The 14903-nt window shown below is 53.4% G+C and carries 17 protein-coding genes; all 17 read right to left on the reverse strand.

What is annotated here, in order from left to right; all coding sequences use genetic code 11:
* Positions 1-15 precede the first annotated feature (15 nt).
* The gene (locus AC4PHM_RS11760) at positions 16-1611 is read right to left on the reverse strand and encodes a complex I subunit 5 family protein (protein ID WP_492017948.1); all 1596 of its coding nucleotides are present in this window, start codon (positions 1609-1611) and stop codon (positions 16-18) included.
* Positions 1611-1961 (reverse strand): sodium:proton antiporter, encoded by a 351-nt coding sequence (locus AC4PHM_RS11765; protein WP_492017949.1) that lies wholly within the window; start codon positions 1959-1961, stop codon positions 1611-1613. The genes AC4PHM_RS11760 and AC4PHM_RS11765 overlap by 1 nt, the downstream gene beginning before the upstream one ends.
* Complete coding sequence (locus AC4PHM_RS11770) at positions 1958-2395, reverse strand: MnhB domain-containing protein (RefSeq protein ID WP_492017950.1); 438 nt, start codon at positions 2393-2395, stop codon at positions 1958-1960. The genes AC4PHM_RS11765 and AC4PHM_RS11770 overlap by 4 nt, the downstream gene beginning before the upstream one ends.
* A 161-nt stretch (positions 2396-2556) precedes the next feature.
* Positions 2557-2838 (reverse strand): Na(+)/H(+) antiporter subunit B, encoded by a 282-nt coding sequence (locus AC4PHM_RS11775; protein ID WP_492017951.1) that lies wholly within the window; start codon positions 2836-2838, stop codon positions 2557-2559.
* A 152-nt stretch (positions 2839-2990) separates the two neighbouring features.
* A complete protein-coding gene (locus tag AC4PHM_RS11780) occupies positions 2991-3572 on the reverse strand; it encodes a Na(+)/H(+) antiporter subunit B (RefSeq protein WP_492017952.1) in 582 nt (193 codons plus the stop codon).
* Entirely contained in the window at positions 3560-3865 is a 306-nt protein-coding gene (locus AC4PHM_RS11785) for a cation:proton antiporter (RefSeq protein WP_492017954.1), read from the reverse strand. The genes AC4PHM_RS11780 and AC4PHM_RS11785 overlap by 13 nt, the downstream gene beginning before the upstream one ends.
* Positions 3862-4119: an MrpF/PhaF family protein gene (locus AC4PHM_RS11790; RefSeq protein WP_492017955.1), complete on the reverse strand. Its 258-nt coding sequence runs from the start codon at positions 4117-4119 to the stop codon at positions 3862-3864. Before AC4PHM_RS11790 ends, AC4PHM_RS11785 begins: the two co-directional genes overlap by 4 nt.
* Positions 4112-4639, reverse strand: a complete 528-nt coding sequence (locus AC4PHM_RS11795) for a Na+/H+ antiporter subunit E (RefSeq protein ID WP_492017956.1) — start codon at positions 4637-4639, stop codon at positions 4112-4114. The genes AC4PHM_RS11790 and AC4PHM_RS11795 overlap by 8 nt, the downstream gene beginning before the upstream one ends.
* Positions 4640-4784: 145 nt before the next feature.
* On the reverse strand, positions 4785-5819 hold the full coding sequence (ltaE, locus tag AC4PHM_RS11800; protein ID WP_492017957.1) for a low-specificity L-threonine aldolase: 1035 nt from the start codon (positions 5817-5819) through the stop codon (positions 4785-4787).
* Between the two features lie 112 nt (positions 5820-5931).
* Positions 5932-6900, reverse strand: coding sequence for an MBL fold metallo-hydrolase (locus AC4PHM_RS11805; RefSeq protein ID WP_492017958.1), 969 nt, complete (start codon positions 6898-6900; stop codon positions 5932-5934).
* A gap of 61 nt (positions 6901-6961) precedes the next feature.
* Positions 6962-7693 carry a response regulator gene (locus tag AC4PHM_RS11810; RefSeq protein ID WP_492017959.1) on the reverse strand — a complete coding sequence of 244 codons (732 nt, stop codon included), beginning with the start codon at positions 7691-7693 and terminating at the stop codon, positions 6962-6964.
* On the reverse strand, positions 7686-9275 hold the full coding sequence (locus tag AC4PHM_RS11815) for an ATP-binding protein (RefSeq protein ID WP_492017960.1): 1590 nt from the start codon (positions 9273-9275) through the stop codon (positions 7686-7688). The genes AC4PHM_RS11810 and AC4PHM_RS11815 overlap by 8 nt, the downstream gene beginning before the upstream one ends.
* Positions 9276-9296: 21 nt before the next feature.
* Positions 9297-9770, reverse strand: coding sequence for an FMN-binding protein (locus tag AC4PHM_RS11820; protein ID WP_492017961.1), 474 nt, complete (start codon positions 9768-9770; stop codon positions 9297-9299).
* 909 nt (positions 9771-10679) lie between these two features.
* Positions 10680-11648, reverse strand: coding sequence for a polyprenyl synthetase family protein (locus AC4PHM_RS11825; RefSeq protein WP_492017962.1), 969 nt, complete (start codon positions 11646-11648; stop codon positions 10680-10682).
* A gap of 104 nt (positions 11649-11752) precedes the next feature.
* The gene (locus AC4PHM_RS11830) at positions 11753-12286 is read right to left on the reverse strand and encodes a Gx transporter family protein (protein ID WP_492017963.1); all 534 of its coding nucleotides are present in this window, start codon (positions 12284-12286) and stop codon (positions 11753-11755) included.
* The gene (locus AC4PHM_RS11835; RefSeq protein WP_492017964.1) at positions 12270-12650 is read right to left on the reverse strand and encodes a NusG domain II-containing protein; all 381 of its coding nucleotides are present in this window, start codon (positions 12648-12650) and stop codon (positions 12270-12272) included. The genes AC4PHM_RS11830 and AC4PHM_RS11835 overlap by 17 nt, the downstream gene beginning before the upstream one ends.
* 100 nt (positions 12651-12750) lie before the next feature.
* Positions 12751-14661 (reverse strand): FAD-dependent oxidoreductase, encoded by a 1911-nt coding sequence (locus AC4PHM_RS11840; RefSeq protein WP_492017965.1) that lies wholly within the window; start codon positions 14659-14661, stop codon positions 12751-12753.
* Positions 14662-14903: the final 242 nt, after the last annotated feature.

The raw sequence follows: 14903 nt of genomic DNA on the forward strand, positions 1-14903 counted from the left end.
CGGACTGTAACACCCCTACCCCAGCACCATCAGCCAGTGCAGGCCGCCAATCAACACCAGCATCCCAAAGAACGCCATTTCCACGTCGGGCACAAAACGCCCCAGCCGCACCGCCCAAGGGGGCTTGTCCTTGAGGAGAAACCAGTAAACCAACAGCGCCGCCCCCATATAGCTCAGATAGGTTAAAACCTCAGAAGACAGCTTGTAAAGAGGATCCAGCCCCAGGGAAACAACCTCCAGCGGATAAAGCACCACCACCAGCACACTCATAAGGCCTATGGCAAAGGCCTTCCCGCCAAAGAGCTTCATCTCCTTTTCCTTAGGCCCGAACAGCATGGCAATCCACTTCGAGAAGGATACAGCCGTCCCGAGGTTAATAAAAGTTAGAGCAAGCGTTACCAACCTCACAACCCCTGGCGTTAAAGGTCCGCCAGCGACGCTGTATTTGATCAAAGTCTTGCCCACACTGCCAATCATCCACGGCGCGCCGCTGATCGCCAAAACCCCGACCAGCACAGCCACACCCAGAAACGGATTCGATCGCATGACGCCGTGAATCCGGGTCAGGTTTCGGGTGCCGTACATGCGGGCCAGCGCCCCCGCCGTCAGAAAGAGCAGGCTCTTGAACATAAAATGGTTGAACGCGTGGACCATACCGCCCAGCCCGCCATCCGCCAGATACATGGCAAGTCCAATCACCATCAGCCCCACCTGGGACACCGTATGGAAGGCAAGCATGCGCTTAATGTCCGTCTGAAACATAGCCCGCGCCACCCCGTAAAGGGCTGCGCACAGCCCCAGGACCAGCGTAATCCCATATACCATGGAAGACCCAAACGGCGCAATGACATTGATATAGAGAAAGAGCCCCGACTTCACCACAAGTCCAGAAAGCAGCGCAGAGATAAAAGTCGGCGCATAGCCATGTGCCACGGGCAGCCAGCCGCCCACCGGAAAAGAAGCGGTCTTGACGGCAAAAGTCGTCATAAAACAGGCCAGGGCAAACCGCGCCCGAACAGACAGCGCCACCCCCGCGGCGGCCTCCGCCCCAAACCACGCGTGAATCCCCGTCAGGTTGAGGGTCCCCACCTCTGTATACAGTGCAATGACACCAATCAAAAAGATCAGCATCCCCACGCTGTTAAAAATCAAATAATAAAGCCCGGCCCGCACCGACACCGCATCCCGCTCGTAGAGAATCAGAATGCTGGCCAGAATCGTGACCACCTCAATCATCAGATACATGGTGAAAAGATCCCGCGTCAGATACAGCGCATAGAGCGCCCCCTGCAGCATCCCCAAAAAGAGAAACAGCTTATGGTCTTCCTGATGCTGATGCCAAAGATAGCTGTAAACATACATGAACGCCACAGCCGTCATGATCAAAAAGAGCTGCCCGAAACCCCCGGACGCCAGCTCAATGCCTATGCCTTCCGGCCAGCCGCCCAGGACGAGGCTGACCTCGCCTTGCCGTAGAAGCAAAAAAACTAACACGCCAAGCAGCACCTGCTCCCCAAACACAGTCCGCGTGAAGCCCACCCGGTCCACCAAAAAAATCAGCAGCCCCCAGAGAAACGGCAGGAAAATCAGAGTCAGCATGAGCGCTTCCATCAGTCTGTCCTCTCAAAGGTGTCTTTGTGGAAGATGGCACGCCAGTCGAGACTCCCATAATAGTGGAACAGTTTGCCTGACATGAACAGCCCCAGCGCCGTCACCGACGCCCCTATCACAATGGCCGTGATCATCATGGCCTGAGGCAGCGGATCCACCATGCCCCCAGTGCCCATGCCGATGATTGGGATCGCCGAACCCGTTTGGCTGGCCAGGCTCAAAAGCAGAAGGATCACCGCCGTCTGAACCAGATTCATACACAGGATGGTTTTGACCACCTGCCGGGAGGTCACTATGCCGTACAACCCAATTAAAATGACCAGGCATGCCGTCACCGTCACAAACATCATAAGCTTCCCTCCTCGAAAAACATGGTGATGATGCCGCTCATCCCAAGGGCGACCTTGGCCCCAATCAACATATTGAAAGCAATCAGAATGATGCGCTTGAGCAGCATGGCCTCCGGTGTCACCAGTGACGCCAGAGCGCCGGAAAAGAAAAGAAGATGAACGATGCCGGCGACAATCAAAGCGAAAAAGAGCACTTTTTCGATTCGGATCAATCGGCTGAGCTCTACGGTCTTTTGCTCTGAAATAAAATAAACCAGAATGTAAGCCGTAGCCAGGACGACACCGCCCTGAAAACCGCCGCCTGGAGACAGGTCTCCATTGAACACAATGTAGAGGCCAAACATGAGCATGAAAGGCAGCAGCAGGAGGCTGATCACCTTCAGCAAATCGTAGCTCTGGTTGATTCTGGGTCTCAATGAATTTAACGGACTCACGGCCTCTTCATCTCCTTTCTGTCAGTTCAGCCAGCTCAACTCAGGGGTCCGGCCGCTGTATAATCAGGTTTCTCCCACAATAATTTCAAAGCCGGCAAGTCTGCAGCCTCGCGAACTGGAGGTTCCATCACCGCCACCCCCGCCACGATCACCATCAGGCATCAGCGGATCTCTTCATCCTTCCTGCCCATGAATAGAATCCCCGCCGTCACCACGAACAGCGTCGCAGCCTCAAACAGCGAGTCAAACAGCCGGTAGCTCAGATAAATGCCGGTAACAAGATTCTGTGACCCCGTCTCTGGCAGCGTCTCACTGATAAAATAATCCATGCTGAAGCGGCCATACGCCGGCGCATTCAGGACGAACGCCTCTAACAGGCCGTTCCCCACAAAGCCTATGGCCGCCAGGATCATCAGCCCCTTGATTCTCTCACGGGTTCTCATCTTTCACCACCTCCACCGCAGTGCCGTATGACCATTTGTGTTCGTGCTTGATCGTTTTAAGGGTTCTCATCTACAGGCCCCTCCTGCTGGGTTTAGCCGATGGTCACCTGCTAAAACCCATACCGTCCAAGATTTTTAGACTTCCCACACTCTTATGCGTCTTCTTCCTCATTCTCCGACACCCCAACCCCCACGAACGCCACACCGGGCGTCTGTTTCAGCCAGCGCTCCAAAGACTCAATCAGACTGTTGTTCTCGTTGCCTTCAACGCAAATGAGGTCCCGAACAGGATCATAGTCAATCAAGAGATCCGGGCTGCTCGGCCGAAAAATGCCGGCCACCGTCGTCACTTTGCCCTCCAGCCCTCCGACCAGCTTGGCTTCAAGACCGTACAGGTCACAGAAACGTCCAATCTCCTCCATAAAAGCCTCCAGCCGCTCCGGATTCATGTAGCAGTCGTATTGCTCCGAGCCGGCACACTTGACGACCACATTCAGGGTGGTCTGCTTCATGACCGCAATGGTATAAATCAGCGGCACAAAAGCGCAGCCCACGGCAATTTCTGCAAGGGCTATGTCCGGGGCGTGCAGGAGCATATAGAGCCCCGCCGCTGTCAACGAAAACGCCGCGAAGTAGAGAATCAGCCTGAAGTTGTTTTCCGTGATCAGCGTCATGAGCGCCGCGATCAGGAGCGCCACACTCAGGACTGCCATCAGTATCATCAGCGGATCCACGGATGGATTCCCCCTTTCTCAGGAAGCAGCCCACCGCGGTACGCAGAAGCCGCGATCATCTGATTGGACACCGGATTGGTCGCCAGATAAAACACCAGAAGGATCAGCAGCCGCAGGGTCATGGGACTGAAACCCAAGCGGAGCATTAGGGAGATAATGACGGTCAGCACCACCACAGAGTCAATTTTACTGCTGCTGAGCAGGGTCTCATAAACGCCTTCCAGGCGAAATATGCCCGCAACGCCAAACCCCAGGAAGATCCAGGCCAAAACGAGAAGCAGATCTGCGATCATTTCAGCCGCCCTCCCTTCAGGACAAAACGCGTCAGGACAATAACTGTCATAAATCCAATAATACTGTAGGTCAAGGTGATATCCAGCAGCTCGCTTTGACCGGAATAGACTGCATACACAGTCATAATCAGGGCAATTTTAACTGCGATCAGATTCAGCGCAACCAGACGTTCGTAAATGGTTTTGGCCAGCGTCAGCTGATAAAGCAGAAACAAAACAGCGACACCAATGAGGACCATGGTCATCTCAAGCATGAGACCGACCTCCCCCCAGTACCTGCTCATAACGGGTGTGAATTTGACTCCGGAACGCCTCAACCTCTTCCTCGCCGTCTACGAAAGCCAGTACGGTCAGCTCTGAGCCATTGACCTCCACCGTCATGCTGCCCGGCGTCAAGGTAATGGCATTGGCGATCAGCGCGATCAGCATAGGTTCCTCCAGAGACAGCTTCAGAGTGAACATCTCCGGTGAAGGCGACCCATACACCACCCGTTTCATATGCGCCCAGGCTGAGACAAAGATGTCCTGACCCACTCGTACCGCGAAGCTCAGGATTCTGAAAAGTCCCGTTGCCGCCACCGGCTCGAGATTGAAGTAGTTCAGGAACCGCCGGTAAAAGCTCAGCGTGATCCCGACGGAAAGGATGCCGGTCACCGCCATGCGAAGACTAAAGGCACCAGTCAGGAGCAGCCAGAACACAAACAAGGCGCCCGCCAGCGGCAGTCCGCCGTGCTTCAGAGCCCCATGCCTCCCTTTATCAGACTTGTCTTCCACCCCTTGCCTCACCTCCCCGTATACTTTGATCAAAAGCGAATTACCCTATTTGCCCGCTTGTAAAAAAACACGCCAGATCACAGCCGCAGTAAAGTTTCTCTCAACTTACCGTCACTGAACATGGCGTGCCTTACATTTTATTGTGTTACATCAGACATGCCTTCATGACGTCAATGACCGTATCGATGTCCTCTTTTTCAATGCCGTAATGAGTTACAAATCTGTATTCCCCATCCTCCATGCCATTGGACTTGATCCCTGCGTCCATGAGCTTTTGAAGAAATGCCGCTTCCTTGATCAGGCCTTCCTCAATCTTGAAGAAGACCATGTTGATGTCTCTGCGGTGCTTCATAATTTCTATCCCCGGAATCTCCGCCAGGCGGGCAGCCAGGTAAACCGCGTTCTGGTGATCCTCTTTCAGACGGTCCACCATGTGGGTCAGCGCGTAAAGCCCAGCCGCTGCCAGATAGCCCGTTTGCCTCATGCCGCCGCCCATGCGCTTTCTATTCTTGCGCGCTCTGAGAATAAAGTCCTTGCTTCCCAGCAGTAGCGAGCCAATAGGCGCCGCAAGGCCTTTTGAAAGACAAATATTGACGGTGTCCGCCTGAGCCGCGACTGTCTTCGCCGAAACCCCGAGGGCCAGCGCCGCATTGAACAGCCTGGCGCCGTCCAGGTGCACCGGAATATTGTGAAGATACGCCAGTCTGTAAATTTCCTTCATATTATCCAGCGTCAGCACGCAGCCGTTGCCCAGGGCGTTTTCAATGCAGATCAGCGCTGTTTCCGGATAGTGGACATCATTCAGGTCGCGGATGGCACGACGAACATCCAGCGCCTCAATCTGGTTCAGGTGCACCGGCACCGTCTTCAGCTGAACCCCTGCCAGGGCAGCAGCCGCGCCCACTTCATGAGCCTGGATATGCGCGTCCTGCCCTATGATGATCTCATCCCCGCGCCGGGTGTGGGTCATGATGGCCAGCTGATTGGCAAAGGTGCCGCTCGGCACGAAAAGCGCCGCGTCCTTTCCCAGAAGCTCTGCCGCGAAGCGCTCGAGTTCCGCCGTCGCCGGATCGTCCTCATAGACGTCATCACCGACCTGCGCCTCAAACATGGCGCGTTTCATTTCCTCCGGCTGCAAAGTCACCGTGTCGCTTCTCAAGTCAATCCAACGCTTCGTCATAGTGCGCTCTCCTCCAAGTCATGGTCAGTTGAAATTTGGTTGTCAGTATGGCTTAATTTGGGGGTGGTTTGACCATCGGCAAACACCCGCCTTGGTCTATCACCGCTTTAAGTCATGCCAGCGTATAATGGTAGATGCCGTCGATCAGGGTCCTGTTCAGCCGGCCCCGCAGGTGCAGATACTCCAGGTGGGCCATGGCCTCGGAGGACGCGAACCACTTCTGGGCTTTGGGAAACTCGTCCCAGCCCGCCGCGCGCAGCTCCCAGTGCATCCTCGCTGCGATGTCGCGTACCGTCTCATGACCCTGCCCCACAATTTCAAAAACTTCTTTCAGCCGATGGTCATGATGAACCATCAGCTCATCAATCCGGCGCTCCGGATCATCAATCACGTTGCGGTGGGCGCTGTAGACACGCTTCAGCTTCATGGCTCTCGCCTTTTCCAGCATCTCGAGATAAACGCCCAGACTGTCGAAGCCTTCCTGCCAGTAGCTTATATTCGGCGTAATCTTGTCGAGGATGTGATCCGCACCAAAGAGACAGCCCCGCGCGCGGCAGTAGAGACCAATCAGCCCCGGCGTATGACCCGGAAGGTCGACCACCTCCAGGCTGAAGCGGCCCATCTCAATCCGGTCGCCTTCTGTCACGGTCTCGAGCTCCGGCGTGGACTGCGGGGCGTATTTGTAACCCGGATTGTCATAATAGTGAATGCCGTCGCGCTCGAGGTCAAAGCGCTGGATGAGGGTCTGGAATCCACTCGCCATTTCCTCTGTACGCAGTCTACGGATCCACCAGCTCTCGGTTTGTCCGGCAATGATTTTGGCGCCGCGCTCGTGGAGCTCTCCTGCCAGGCCAGTGTGATCCGAATGAAGGTGGGTCAGCACGACGGTCAGCTTGTCAAAGGAGACGCCGAGTGCATCCAAGGCTCCGTAAACCGCTTCCCTGCAGGCCTCCATGGCAAAGCCGGTGTCAATCATTACTGCGCCGTCATCACCCAAAATGATGTAGCCGTTTAAGGCTTTCAACGGGTTATTGGGCAAGGGAATGGGAAAGGTATAGAACCCTTCTTCTAGCTGATGCATGTCTATTTCCTCCAAGTATCTTAAGATCGCGCTTCAGAGTCTTTGGCCGGTTCCGTTCGCGCTATTCGTCTTTCTCGCTCTTGTCGTTCCAGCAGCCTTCCCTGATCTTATATCTGTTTTTAGGCCGTCCGACTTTGCCGTATTCCAGCTCAATTTCAAGCTTGTCTTCTTTTTCCATGTAGTCGAGATAGCGGCGCGCCGTGATTCTCGAGACACCTATTTTTTTGGCCACCAGCTGCGCCGTGAAAGTTTGGGTGCCGAAGCCGCGGATGCACTCACACACCTTGTCATAGGTCAGCTGACTGAAGCCTTTGGTATCGATCATTTCATGATCTTCGTCTTCCTCGCGCCCGCTATTGCCGCCTTCCCGCATGACCAACTGGTCGATCAGATCCTGCTCTACGTTCTCCGACTGCATTAGATTTCTCCTGCGCAGGCGAAACTGGGATAAGGTTTCCTCAAAGCGCTTGAATTTGAAAGGTTTGATCAGGTAATCCACCGCGCCGTAGCGCAGGGCTTCCTCCACGGTTTCGACAGAGCGGTCCGCGGTGATCATGATGACGTCCGAACGCATGCCCTCCCAACGAATCCAGCGCAGAAGGTCGACGCCCTTCCCTTGAGGGAAAAACACGTCCAGCAGAACCAGGTCCGGCTCTGCAATCTTCATCAGCTCCTTGGCCCGGTCCAGGGTGGAGACGCTGTCTAGCAGTGTATAGCCTTCAATTTTAGCCAAAAACCGTTCATTGATTTCTCTGACCATGGGATCGTCTTCAACGATGAGCACTTTAATCATAATCCAGTGCCCGCCCCCCTTCATAGGGTATTGTGATGCGCCATTCAGCGCCCAGTTCATTATCCAGCTCTATGACGCCGCCCGCCTCATCAATGATTTCCTTGACAATAGTCAGCCCAAAGCCGCGGCTGCCCGTTTTAGTCGTCACGCCTCGCTCAAATATTTTGTCCGCAATGTCCTCGCGAATGCCCGGACCGTTGTCGGAAATCACCACATCCAGCGTTTCCTCACCGGAAGTGATGCAGACGTAAATTTGGCCTCCTTCGATCTTGACCAGCTCTTCAATTGCATTCTCTATGAGATTGCCCAGTACCGAGCAGAGCTCGTCTTCTGAAATTCTGTCCGGCAGCCGGTTCAAGTAAGAGGCAGGATCGATTTCCATGTCTATTTTGGCTTCAGTTGCACGATTGTATTTTGCCAGCAAAATAGCGGAGACGTGGGTATTTTCAATCCGGTCATTGATGATGCCGGAGAGGCGCTCGCGCTGGTCTGAAACCACGGAAATATAGTCCACTGCTTCCTCATAAGCCTCTAACTGAATCAGCCCCGAAATGGTATGAAGCTTGTTCATGAACTCATGATTCTGGGCTCTCAGAGCATTGGTCATTTTCTGATAGCCCGTCAGTTCCTCCGCCATGAGCTTGACCTGAGTTAAGTCCTGAATGTTGGACACGACGCCTATAAATTCTCCCCTGTGATCCCTCAGCGGCGTGTGGCTGCATAGAATGGTCTTACCGGGACTGAGTCGGATTTCCTGGTTCAGGATGGTCTCTTTAGTCTCGAGGGTCCGCAGCATTTGATGCGCGTAAAGATCGCTGTAATCCGACAAGGGCTTGCCGACGTCTTCAGGATTGAGGCCGAGAATTTCCCTGGCCAGTTTATTGAACAGAAGAATTTTTCCGCTGCTGTCTATGGTCAGAACCCCGTTGTTGAGACTCTGAAGGATGATGTCCCTCTGCCCAAGGAGCAGGGCGATTTCTTTAGGTTCCAGCCCAAAGATGGTCCGTTTGATGTTGAGGCTGAGGATCGCGGCCCCCAGGATTCCCACCAGCAGCCAAACCACCAGTGTCGTCTCGAGATTCCTGATCTGTGTGCCGACTTCTTTGTAGACCGTGTCCGTCAGGAGGCCGACCAGGACGGCGCCAACCTGGACGCCGTTCTCATACACTGGTGCAAAGGCCCTTATGGCAGAGATCAGCTCGTTTCGGTCCGCGGAGACGTAGGCCTCGCCAGTAGTTAAAACCTGTTCCTCGCCCCCGTTGCGATACCTCTGCCCCAGCAGATTTTCCGATGGATACGAGTACTGAATCCCCTCCATATCCATGACGATAATATATTGAAAACGCGTCTGCTTCCTGAAATCCTCCACCAGTGTCTGAACGGTTTTGTCTTCATTCTGGTCTGCAAGCGCATGCTTGATCTCCGGTATGGCCGCTACCGTCACCGCTAGGTCCATGGCGTTGTTGCCCATCTGAGTCTCAATGGTCCGCTCCAAATAGCCAAAGGTCATAAAACCAATGCCTCCAACGACGAGGACCAGCATCACCGACAGAAAGAGCGCGATTTTGAATTGAAGTTTCAAGGCACGTCCCCCTCATGTCCGTTAGTTGGTGTCTTCAGTGTCTTCGGTGTCTTCACCACCGGACTCCGGTTCAGCCGCATCCACAGACGTAATCAGGGCCTTGTCCAGTCCGTCCCGGATCGCTTTGATCAGCGCCGTACTGGTCATAGTCGCGCCGGACACCACGTCCACCTCGGTAGAGTTGTTGCGCCGGACCCGTTCCGGAATGGTCTCGTAGACAATGTCAACCACTTCTCCCAGCACTTGCTTTTCGTGCTCCTCAATGATGACAATGGACTCAATGTCCATGGCGTTGGTTGTTACTACCACACGGATTGGACCATGGTACCCCTCAGAAACACCTTCATAACTGCCAGGCACATAAATCTCCTTTTGGATCTCGCAGGCAGACAGCCCCAGAATCAGCAATGCGGCAACTGCGAGCAGTGCCGCCCCACGCCTGATAAACGCATAGATGCCGATGGTTTCACAGCCTTCAACCTCGCTTTCAAACATAACCGGCACCCCCTGCCACCAAAAGTGTAAACCTAACAATATTTTACCACATCTTATGAACAAAATAGCAGAAAATTCTACATCCTTTGGCATTACTTGTTGGCAGCCTTACTCGACGGCATCACGCCGTCTAGTTTCTGGCACCATTTTCGCTGTTCCGTACCTGGCACCGTTTTTGGAACGCCGACGTGCAAATCATTTGAAAAGATTGATAATGCTAGATTTTAGATAATTCTATTTCATTATCTTCTTCGCCGGTGCCTGGTACAGGAATGGAAGTTCTGCCTTCCCGGCAGAAAAAAACAGGGCGCCTCTGGCGCCCTGCGGGTAATCATTCCGCCTCTTCATCTACCTACACACACTCGGATTCCGCTGCGCTTCATCCTTCGCGAGTGACCCTAACAGGCTCTGCCTGTTCTTTTTTCTGCCTTACCGGCAGAAAAAAACAGGGCGCCTCTGGCGCCCTGCGGGTAATCATTCCGCCTCTTCATCTACCTACACACACTCGGATTCCGCTGCGCTTCATCCTTCGCGAGTGACCCTAACAGGCTCTGCCTGTTCTTTTTTCTGCCTTACCGGCAGAAAAAAACAGGGCGCCTCTGGCGCCCTGCGGGTAATCATTCCGCCTCTTCATCTACCTACACACACTCGGATTCCGCTGCGCTTCATCCTTCGCGAGTGACCCTAACAGGCTCTGCCTGTTCTTTTTTCTGCCTTACCGGCAGAAAAAAACAGGGCGCCTCTGGCGCCCTGCGGGTAATCATTCCGCCTCTTCATCTACCTACACACACTCGGATTCCGCTGCGCTTCATCCTTCGCGAGTGACCCTAACAGGCTCTGCCTGTTCTTTTTTCTGCCTTACCGGCAGAAAAAAACAGGGCGCCTCTGGCGCCCTGCGGGTCTCTCTCGCTAATGATCTCTTCCAATCAACTGATTCGTCAGCCTTCTCAGCGTCTCTTTTGCCTCATGCTCCGGCAGGGCCTCAATTCTGGCCATAGCTCTTGAAGTATAGCGGTCTGCCAGCTTCTTGGCACGGCCTACACCGCCGCTTGACCTGACCAGGGCCAGGAGGTCATCCACATCATGCTCAGACAAGGTGCTGCTCAGCTTAGTCTCAATAGCCTCACCCAGTGGGGTCTCTAAAGCGTACAGCAGCGGCAGAGTATAGAAGCCTCTTTGCAGATCCCTCTGCGCGCTCTTCCCAAGCTTTTCGGAATCACCGTTGTAGTCCAGCAGATCATCCACCACTTGAAACGCCATGCCAATATCATGGCCAATTCTGCCCAGGGCTTTGCACAGCTTCGGATCACAGCCCGCTTCAAAGGCGCCGGCGTAGAAGCTCATAGCAAACAGTGCCGCGGTCTTGCCAGAAATGACCTTCAGGTAGTTCTTGAAGGACATGTGGGCATTATAGCGGAAGTTGAACTGGCGGATTTCGCCCATGCAAATCTTCATGATGGCCTTCGAGATGTCCTGAAGATTCTCCCGGGTGTAGTCGTGGGAGGACAGCATCATGAAGCACTGACAGAATAGCCAGTCGCCCAGGTAAACCGCGTAATCCTTGCCATACTTCGACTGTACGGTTTCAATTCCGCGTCGGAGCCTGGAATCATCCACAATATCATCATGGACCAAGGTCGCCATATGCAGCATCTCAATGACGGCAGCAAGCGTCCGGATTTTCTGCGGCTCCACCTCGCCAAATCTGGACGAGAGCAGCAGGAACGCCGGGCGCAGCATTTTTCCGCCGCTGCCGACCATCTCCGTCAGCGCCTCTTCGAATCCCGCGTCCGGTGACTGACTATGCTTTAGGATCAAGCCCCTGACCAGCTGAAGCTCATTATTCAATTCGGGGAAGTCTTTCCAGAAAGCGCTCATAGCTTCTCCTTACGATCTTAATCTTAATCTCAATTAATTGTTAGCTTTGGCTTATGATTTTATCTCTGTTAAATAACCCGTCCGGGTTTTGCCTTCAATCCCTCTCAGCTGTTCTGAAACAGCTTCGTTGCCTTCAGCGCTTTGAGCAGATATTGTACCGTGAGTCCGACAGCTATACCGGTAGCGATGGCGGCCAGCATGAGCATCGGCAAATACCCTAAAATAAAAGCGTTCTGAATAATAAACGCCGCCATGAGCAGTTGTCCCAGGTTATGAGCCACCGCGCCCACAACGCTGATGCCGATGGTTCCGAGATTCTTAAAATCCAGGTAAACCAGCAGGGCCATGATGAAGTAGCTCAGATAACCGCCGGCCAGGCTGTACAGGAACGAAGAAAAAGAACCGACGATAAACGCCGTCATCAAAATCCTGAGGGTCACCACCAGAAAGGACTGCCTAAAGGGCAGCATGTAGATCGCCGTCAGTGTCACGATATTCGCAAGGCCAAGCTTCGCGCCGGGCACGTTGAAATTGAATGGAATCATGCGCTCCACCAAACTCAGGACAATAGCCTGGGCTACCAGGACCGCGATAAGGACCATAGTTCTCGTTTTGGAATGCTTACTGCGCAACGGCATCCAGCCCCCCTTCAGAAGACCCTTTAATCTGCACGATGACCTCATGAGGCAGGCAGACAATGGTGTCTCCCGGCTGAGTCGCAGGTACTGTATTGACGCAGATCTGATCCCTGCAGTCCGCTTCGAACATCAGGATTTGGCCTTCTTCGATTTTGAGAAAATTGTACCCTTTCTCAGTCCGGATTTCAATAACCTGAGGCTCAGATAGATTCACAGTTTCAAACAGCTCGCCTTCGACGACGATCTCTGCCTCAATCACATCCGCAGACTCTGCCGCTCTGGCCTGTAGGAGCCTCATTATGCCGAGGGATCCAAGGGCCACCACGGCGAGCACAACGATCAGGATGATGTCCGTCTTTTTCATGATAAAAACTCCTGTCTTAAGGAACGTTGACATAACGAAATGTCCCTTCAAAGCAAAGGCAAACTTCAAAAGGACATTTCATGTCAGGCGTCAACTAATGCTATTCGGTGTATAGATAATATTTTTTAACGAAACCGATCTTCTTCCAGATCTTCTTGAGGAATGGAAGGACATAGTAATCCATGCCAAAGGTGCTTCCGGATCCGCCGATCAGCGCAACGCCGCCAGCCATATACCAGAGCATCTCAAGAGGAGCCATGCCGGAAGCCCAGATCATGCCGCCCATAGCGATAGTCGCGATGGAAGACAGAGCCGTGAAGAGACCCGCCATAAGCGCGAGGCCGAAGAGGACCTCGCCAATAACCATACCGGTCTGGAACACCGACGCCAGCGTCGTAAAGCCGCCGTCCGCCGTGTAGAAAAACGCGTCCATAGACCATTGTACCATAGAAGAGATGAAATCAGGAACAGGAAGTGCTTCGCCCCATGCAGACGCCGTTTCAGCAGCAGCGCCAGCTGTTGCAGATGCAGCCGTAGCAGCGTCAGCCACTGTCGCGACCACGTTGCCGCCGCCATTCCAGGCAGGAGATGCGGTCGTGCCGCCGTCGATGACCTTCGCAGGAATCAGGAAGATCTTGGACGGATCTGCAAGGACGCCGGGAAGCTTGTGCCAGCCCTGCTCAAACCATTTCCAGCCCACAAAGAGGCGCAGCGGAACGAGCCAGAAGTTTGGAGACGCTTTAGCGAAGTGACCGCCGACGAAGCTGCGGTTGTCTTTGACGTGGAAGACTTCATGAAGCAGGTACGTCCAGCACTTGTTGAAGCCGGCGACCTGGATAAAGTAAACGAGGTTGATGAAGTGCTTGACGAACATAGCGAAGAATCCGGTGAGACCGAAGAACTTGCCAGGCATGCCAAGGTGTGCGACGCCGGTGCGGCCGCCAATACATACCATAGCGCCGTGGAAGGCAGGCTTGTAGCTTTCCTTTGTGCCGCCCTTCAGGTCAGCAGTGATGTTATGGGCAACCGTTGCAGCGGAATGCTCCGCGTTTTCGACCATCTGCGGCACCGGTCTCTGCTCGCCTTCAACAATGTAGAAAATGTTGTCGCCAGCGACGTAAACGTTTTCATGCTCAACGGATTGAAGTTTGTCATTGGTGACAATGCGGTTTCTGCCTTCGCGCTTGACTTCGAGGTTCGCCATAACATCAGCGCCTTCAACGCCCGCAGCCCAGATGACTGTGTCCGCTTCCAGAGTGCCCTTCTCGCCGAGTCGGACAAAGCCTTTGCCCACTTCAGTGATAGAGGAACCGGTGAGAATCTCAACGCCAAGCTTGACGAGGATTTTCTCCGCTTTCTGAATCAAGTTGTCAGGGAAGATAGGCAAAATCTTAGGCAGCATATCCACTGCGTATAGCTTGACTTCGGAAGGATCCACATAGAAATCCTTGCAGAGTCTGTCCTTCCACTCGCCGAGCTCGCCGATCATCTCGACGCCCGTAAAGCCGCAGCCTACGACGACAAATGTCAGCATCTTCTTGCGCTTTTCAGGATTCTTTTCTTTGACTGCTTCGCGGAACATTTTGAGGATGTGCTCATGGATGCCTACCGCATCTTCAAATGTCCAGAGCTGGAACGCGTTTTCCTTCGCGCCTGGTACGCCAAAAAACGTCGGCTTGGAGCCCGCCGCCATGACGAGGTAGTCGTAAGGATAGCTGGCATCCTCTGATTTCAGAACTTTGCCGTTAAAATCAATGTCTTTGATGTCATCCAGAACGACGTTGACATTTCTTCCGGCGAATATCTTTTTAAGGTTGATCCGGATCGCGTCCTCAGGAACACGGCCGGCAGCTACTTCGTGGAGCTCCGTCAGCATAGTGTGGTACGGCTTTTTGTCGATCAGCGAGATTTCGACCTCTTCGCTTTTCTTGAACTTTCTGGCAAGCTTCTTGGCTGTCAAAATGCCAGCGTAGCCGCCGCCCAGAATGACGATGCGTTTCTTGTCGCTCATGGTATTCCTCCCAGATCTTTTTGGTATGACCTATTATGATAAATAATTGCTAAACAACCATTTGATAAAACATTATCATACCTGTAGAAAAAATCCATAGTTTTGCCGCTTTTGTTCATTAAAATGGTTTTTGTCCATATTGTTTTTGATTTAATGAAACCGGGTGTCTGACACCGAGTTTCCAAAAGATGTAACCGGGTGTCTGACACCGAGTTTCCAAAATCAAAACTACCCGCTTAGCG

Source organism: Acidaminobacter sp. QWL-03 (genome assembly GCF_058683855.1).

Bases quoted from the DNA above. Each gene is read 5' to 3' on its own strand.
- AC4PHM_RS11760 (WP_492017948.1), bottom strand. From the start codon at position 1,611: ATGGAAGCGCTCATGCTGACTCTGATTTTCCTGCCGTTTCTCTGGGGG.
- AC4PHM_RS11765 (WP_492017949.1), bottom strand. From the start codon at position 1,961: ATGATGTTTGTGACGGTGACGGCATGCCTGGTCATTTTAATTGGGTTG.
- AC4PHM_RS11775 (WP_492017951.1), bottom strand. From the start codon at position 2,838: ATGAGAACCCGTGAGAGAATCAAGGGGCTGATGATCCTGGCGGCCATA.
- AC4PHM_RS11785 (WP_492017954.1), bottom strand. From the start codon at position 3,865: ATGATCGCAGATCTGCTTCTCGTTTTGGCCTGGATCTTCCTGGGGTTT.
- AC4PHM_RS11790 (WP_492017955.1), bottom strand. From the start codon at position 4,119: ATGCTTGAGATGACCATGGTCCTCATTGGTGTCGCTGTTTTGTTTCTG.
- ltaE (WP_492017957.1), bottom strand. From the start codon at position 5,819: ATGACGAAGCGTTGGATTGACTTGAGAAGCGACACGGTGACTTTGCAG.
- AC4PHM_RS11805 (WP_492017958.1), bottom strand. From the start codon at position 6,900: ATGCATCAGCTAGAAGAAGGGTTCTATACCTTTCCCATTCCCTTGCCC.
- AC4PHM_RS11810 (WP_492017959.1), bottom strand. From the start codon at position 7,693: ATGATTAAAGTGCTCATCGTTGAAGACGATCCCATGGTCAGAGAAATC.
- AC4PHM_RS11820 (WP_492017961.1), bottom strand. From the start codon at position 9,770: ATGTTTGAAAGCGAGGTTGAAGGCTGTGAAACCATCGGCATCTATGCG.
- AC4PHM_RS11825 (WP_492017962.1), bottom strand. From the start codon at position 11,648: ATGAGCGCTTTCTGGAAAGACTTCCCCGAATTGAATAATGAGCTTCAG.
- AC4PHM_RS11830 (WP_492017963.1), bottom strand. From the start codon at position 12,286: ATGCCGTTGCGCAGTAAGCATTCCAAAACGAGAACTATGGTCCTTATC.
- AC4PHM_RS11835 (WP_492017964.1), bottom strand. From the start codon at position 12,650: ATGAAAAAGACGGACATCATCCTGATCGTTGTGCTCGCCGTGGTGGCC.
- AC4PHM_RS11840 (WP_492017965.1), bottom strand. From the start codon at position 14,661: ATGAGCGACAAGAAACGCATCGTCATTCTGGGCGGCGGCTACGCTGGC.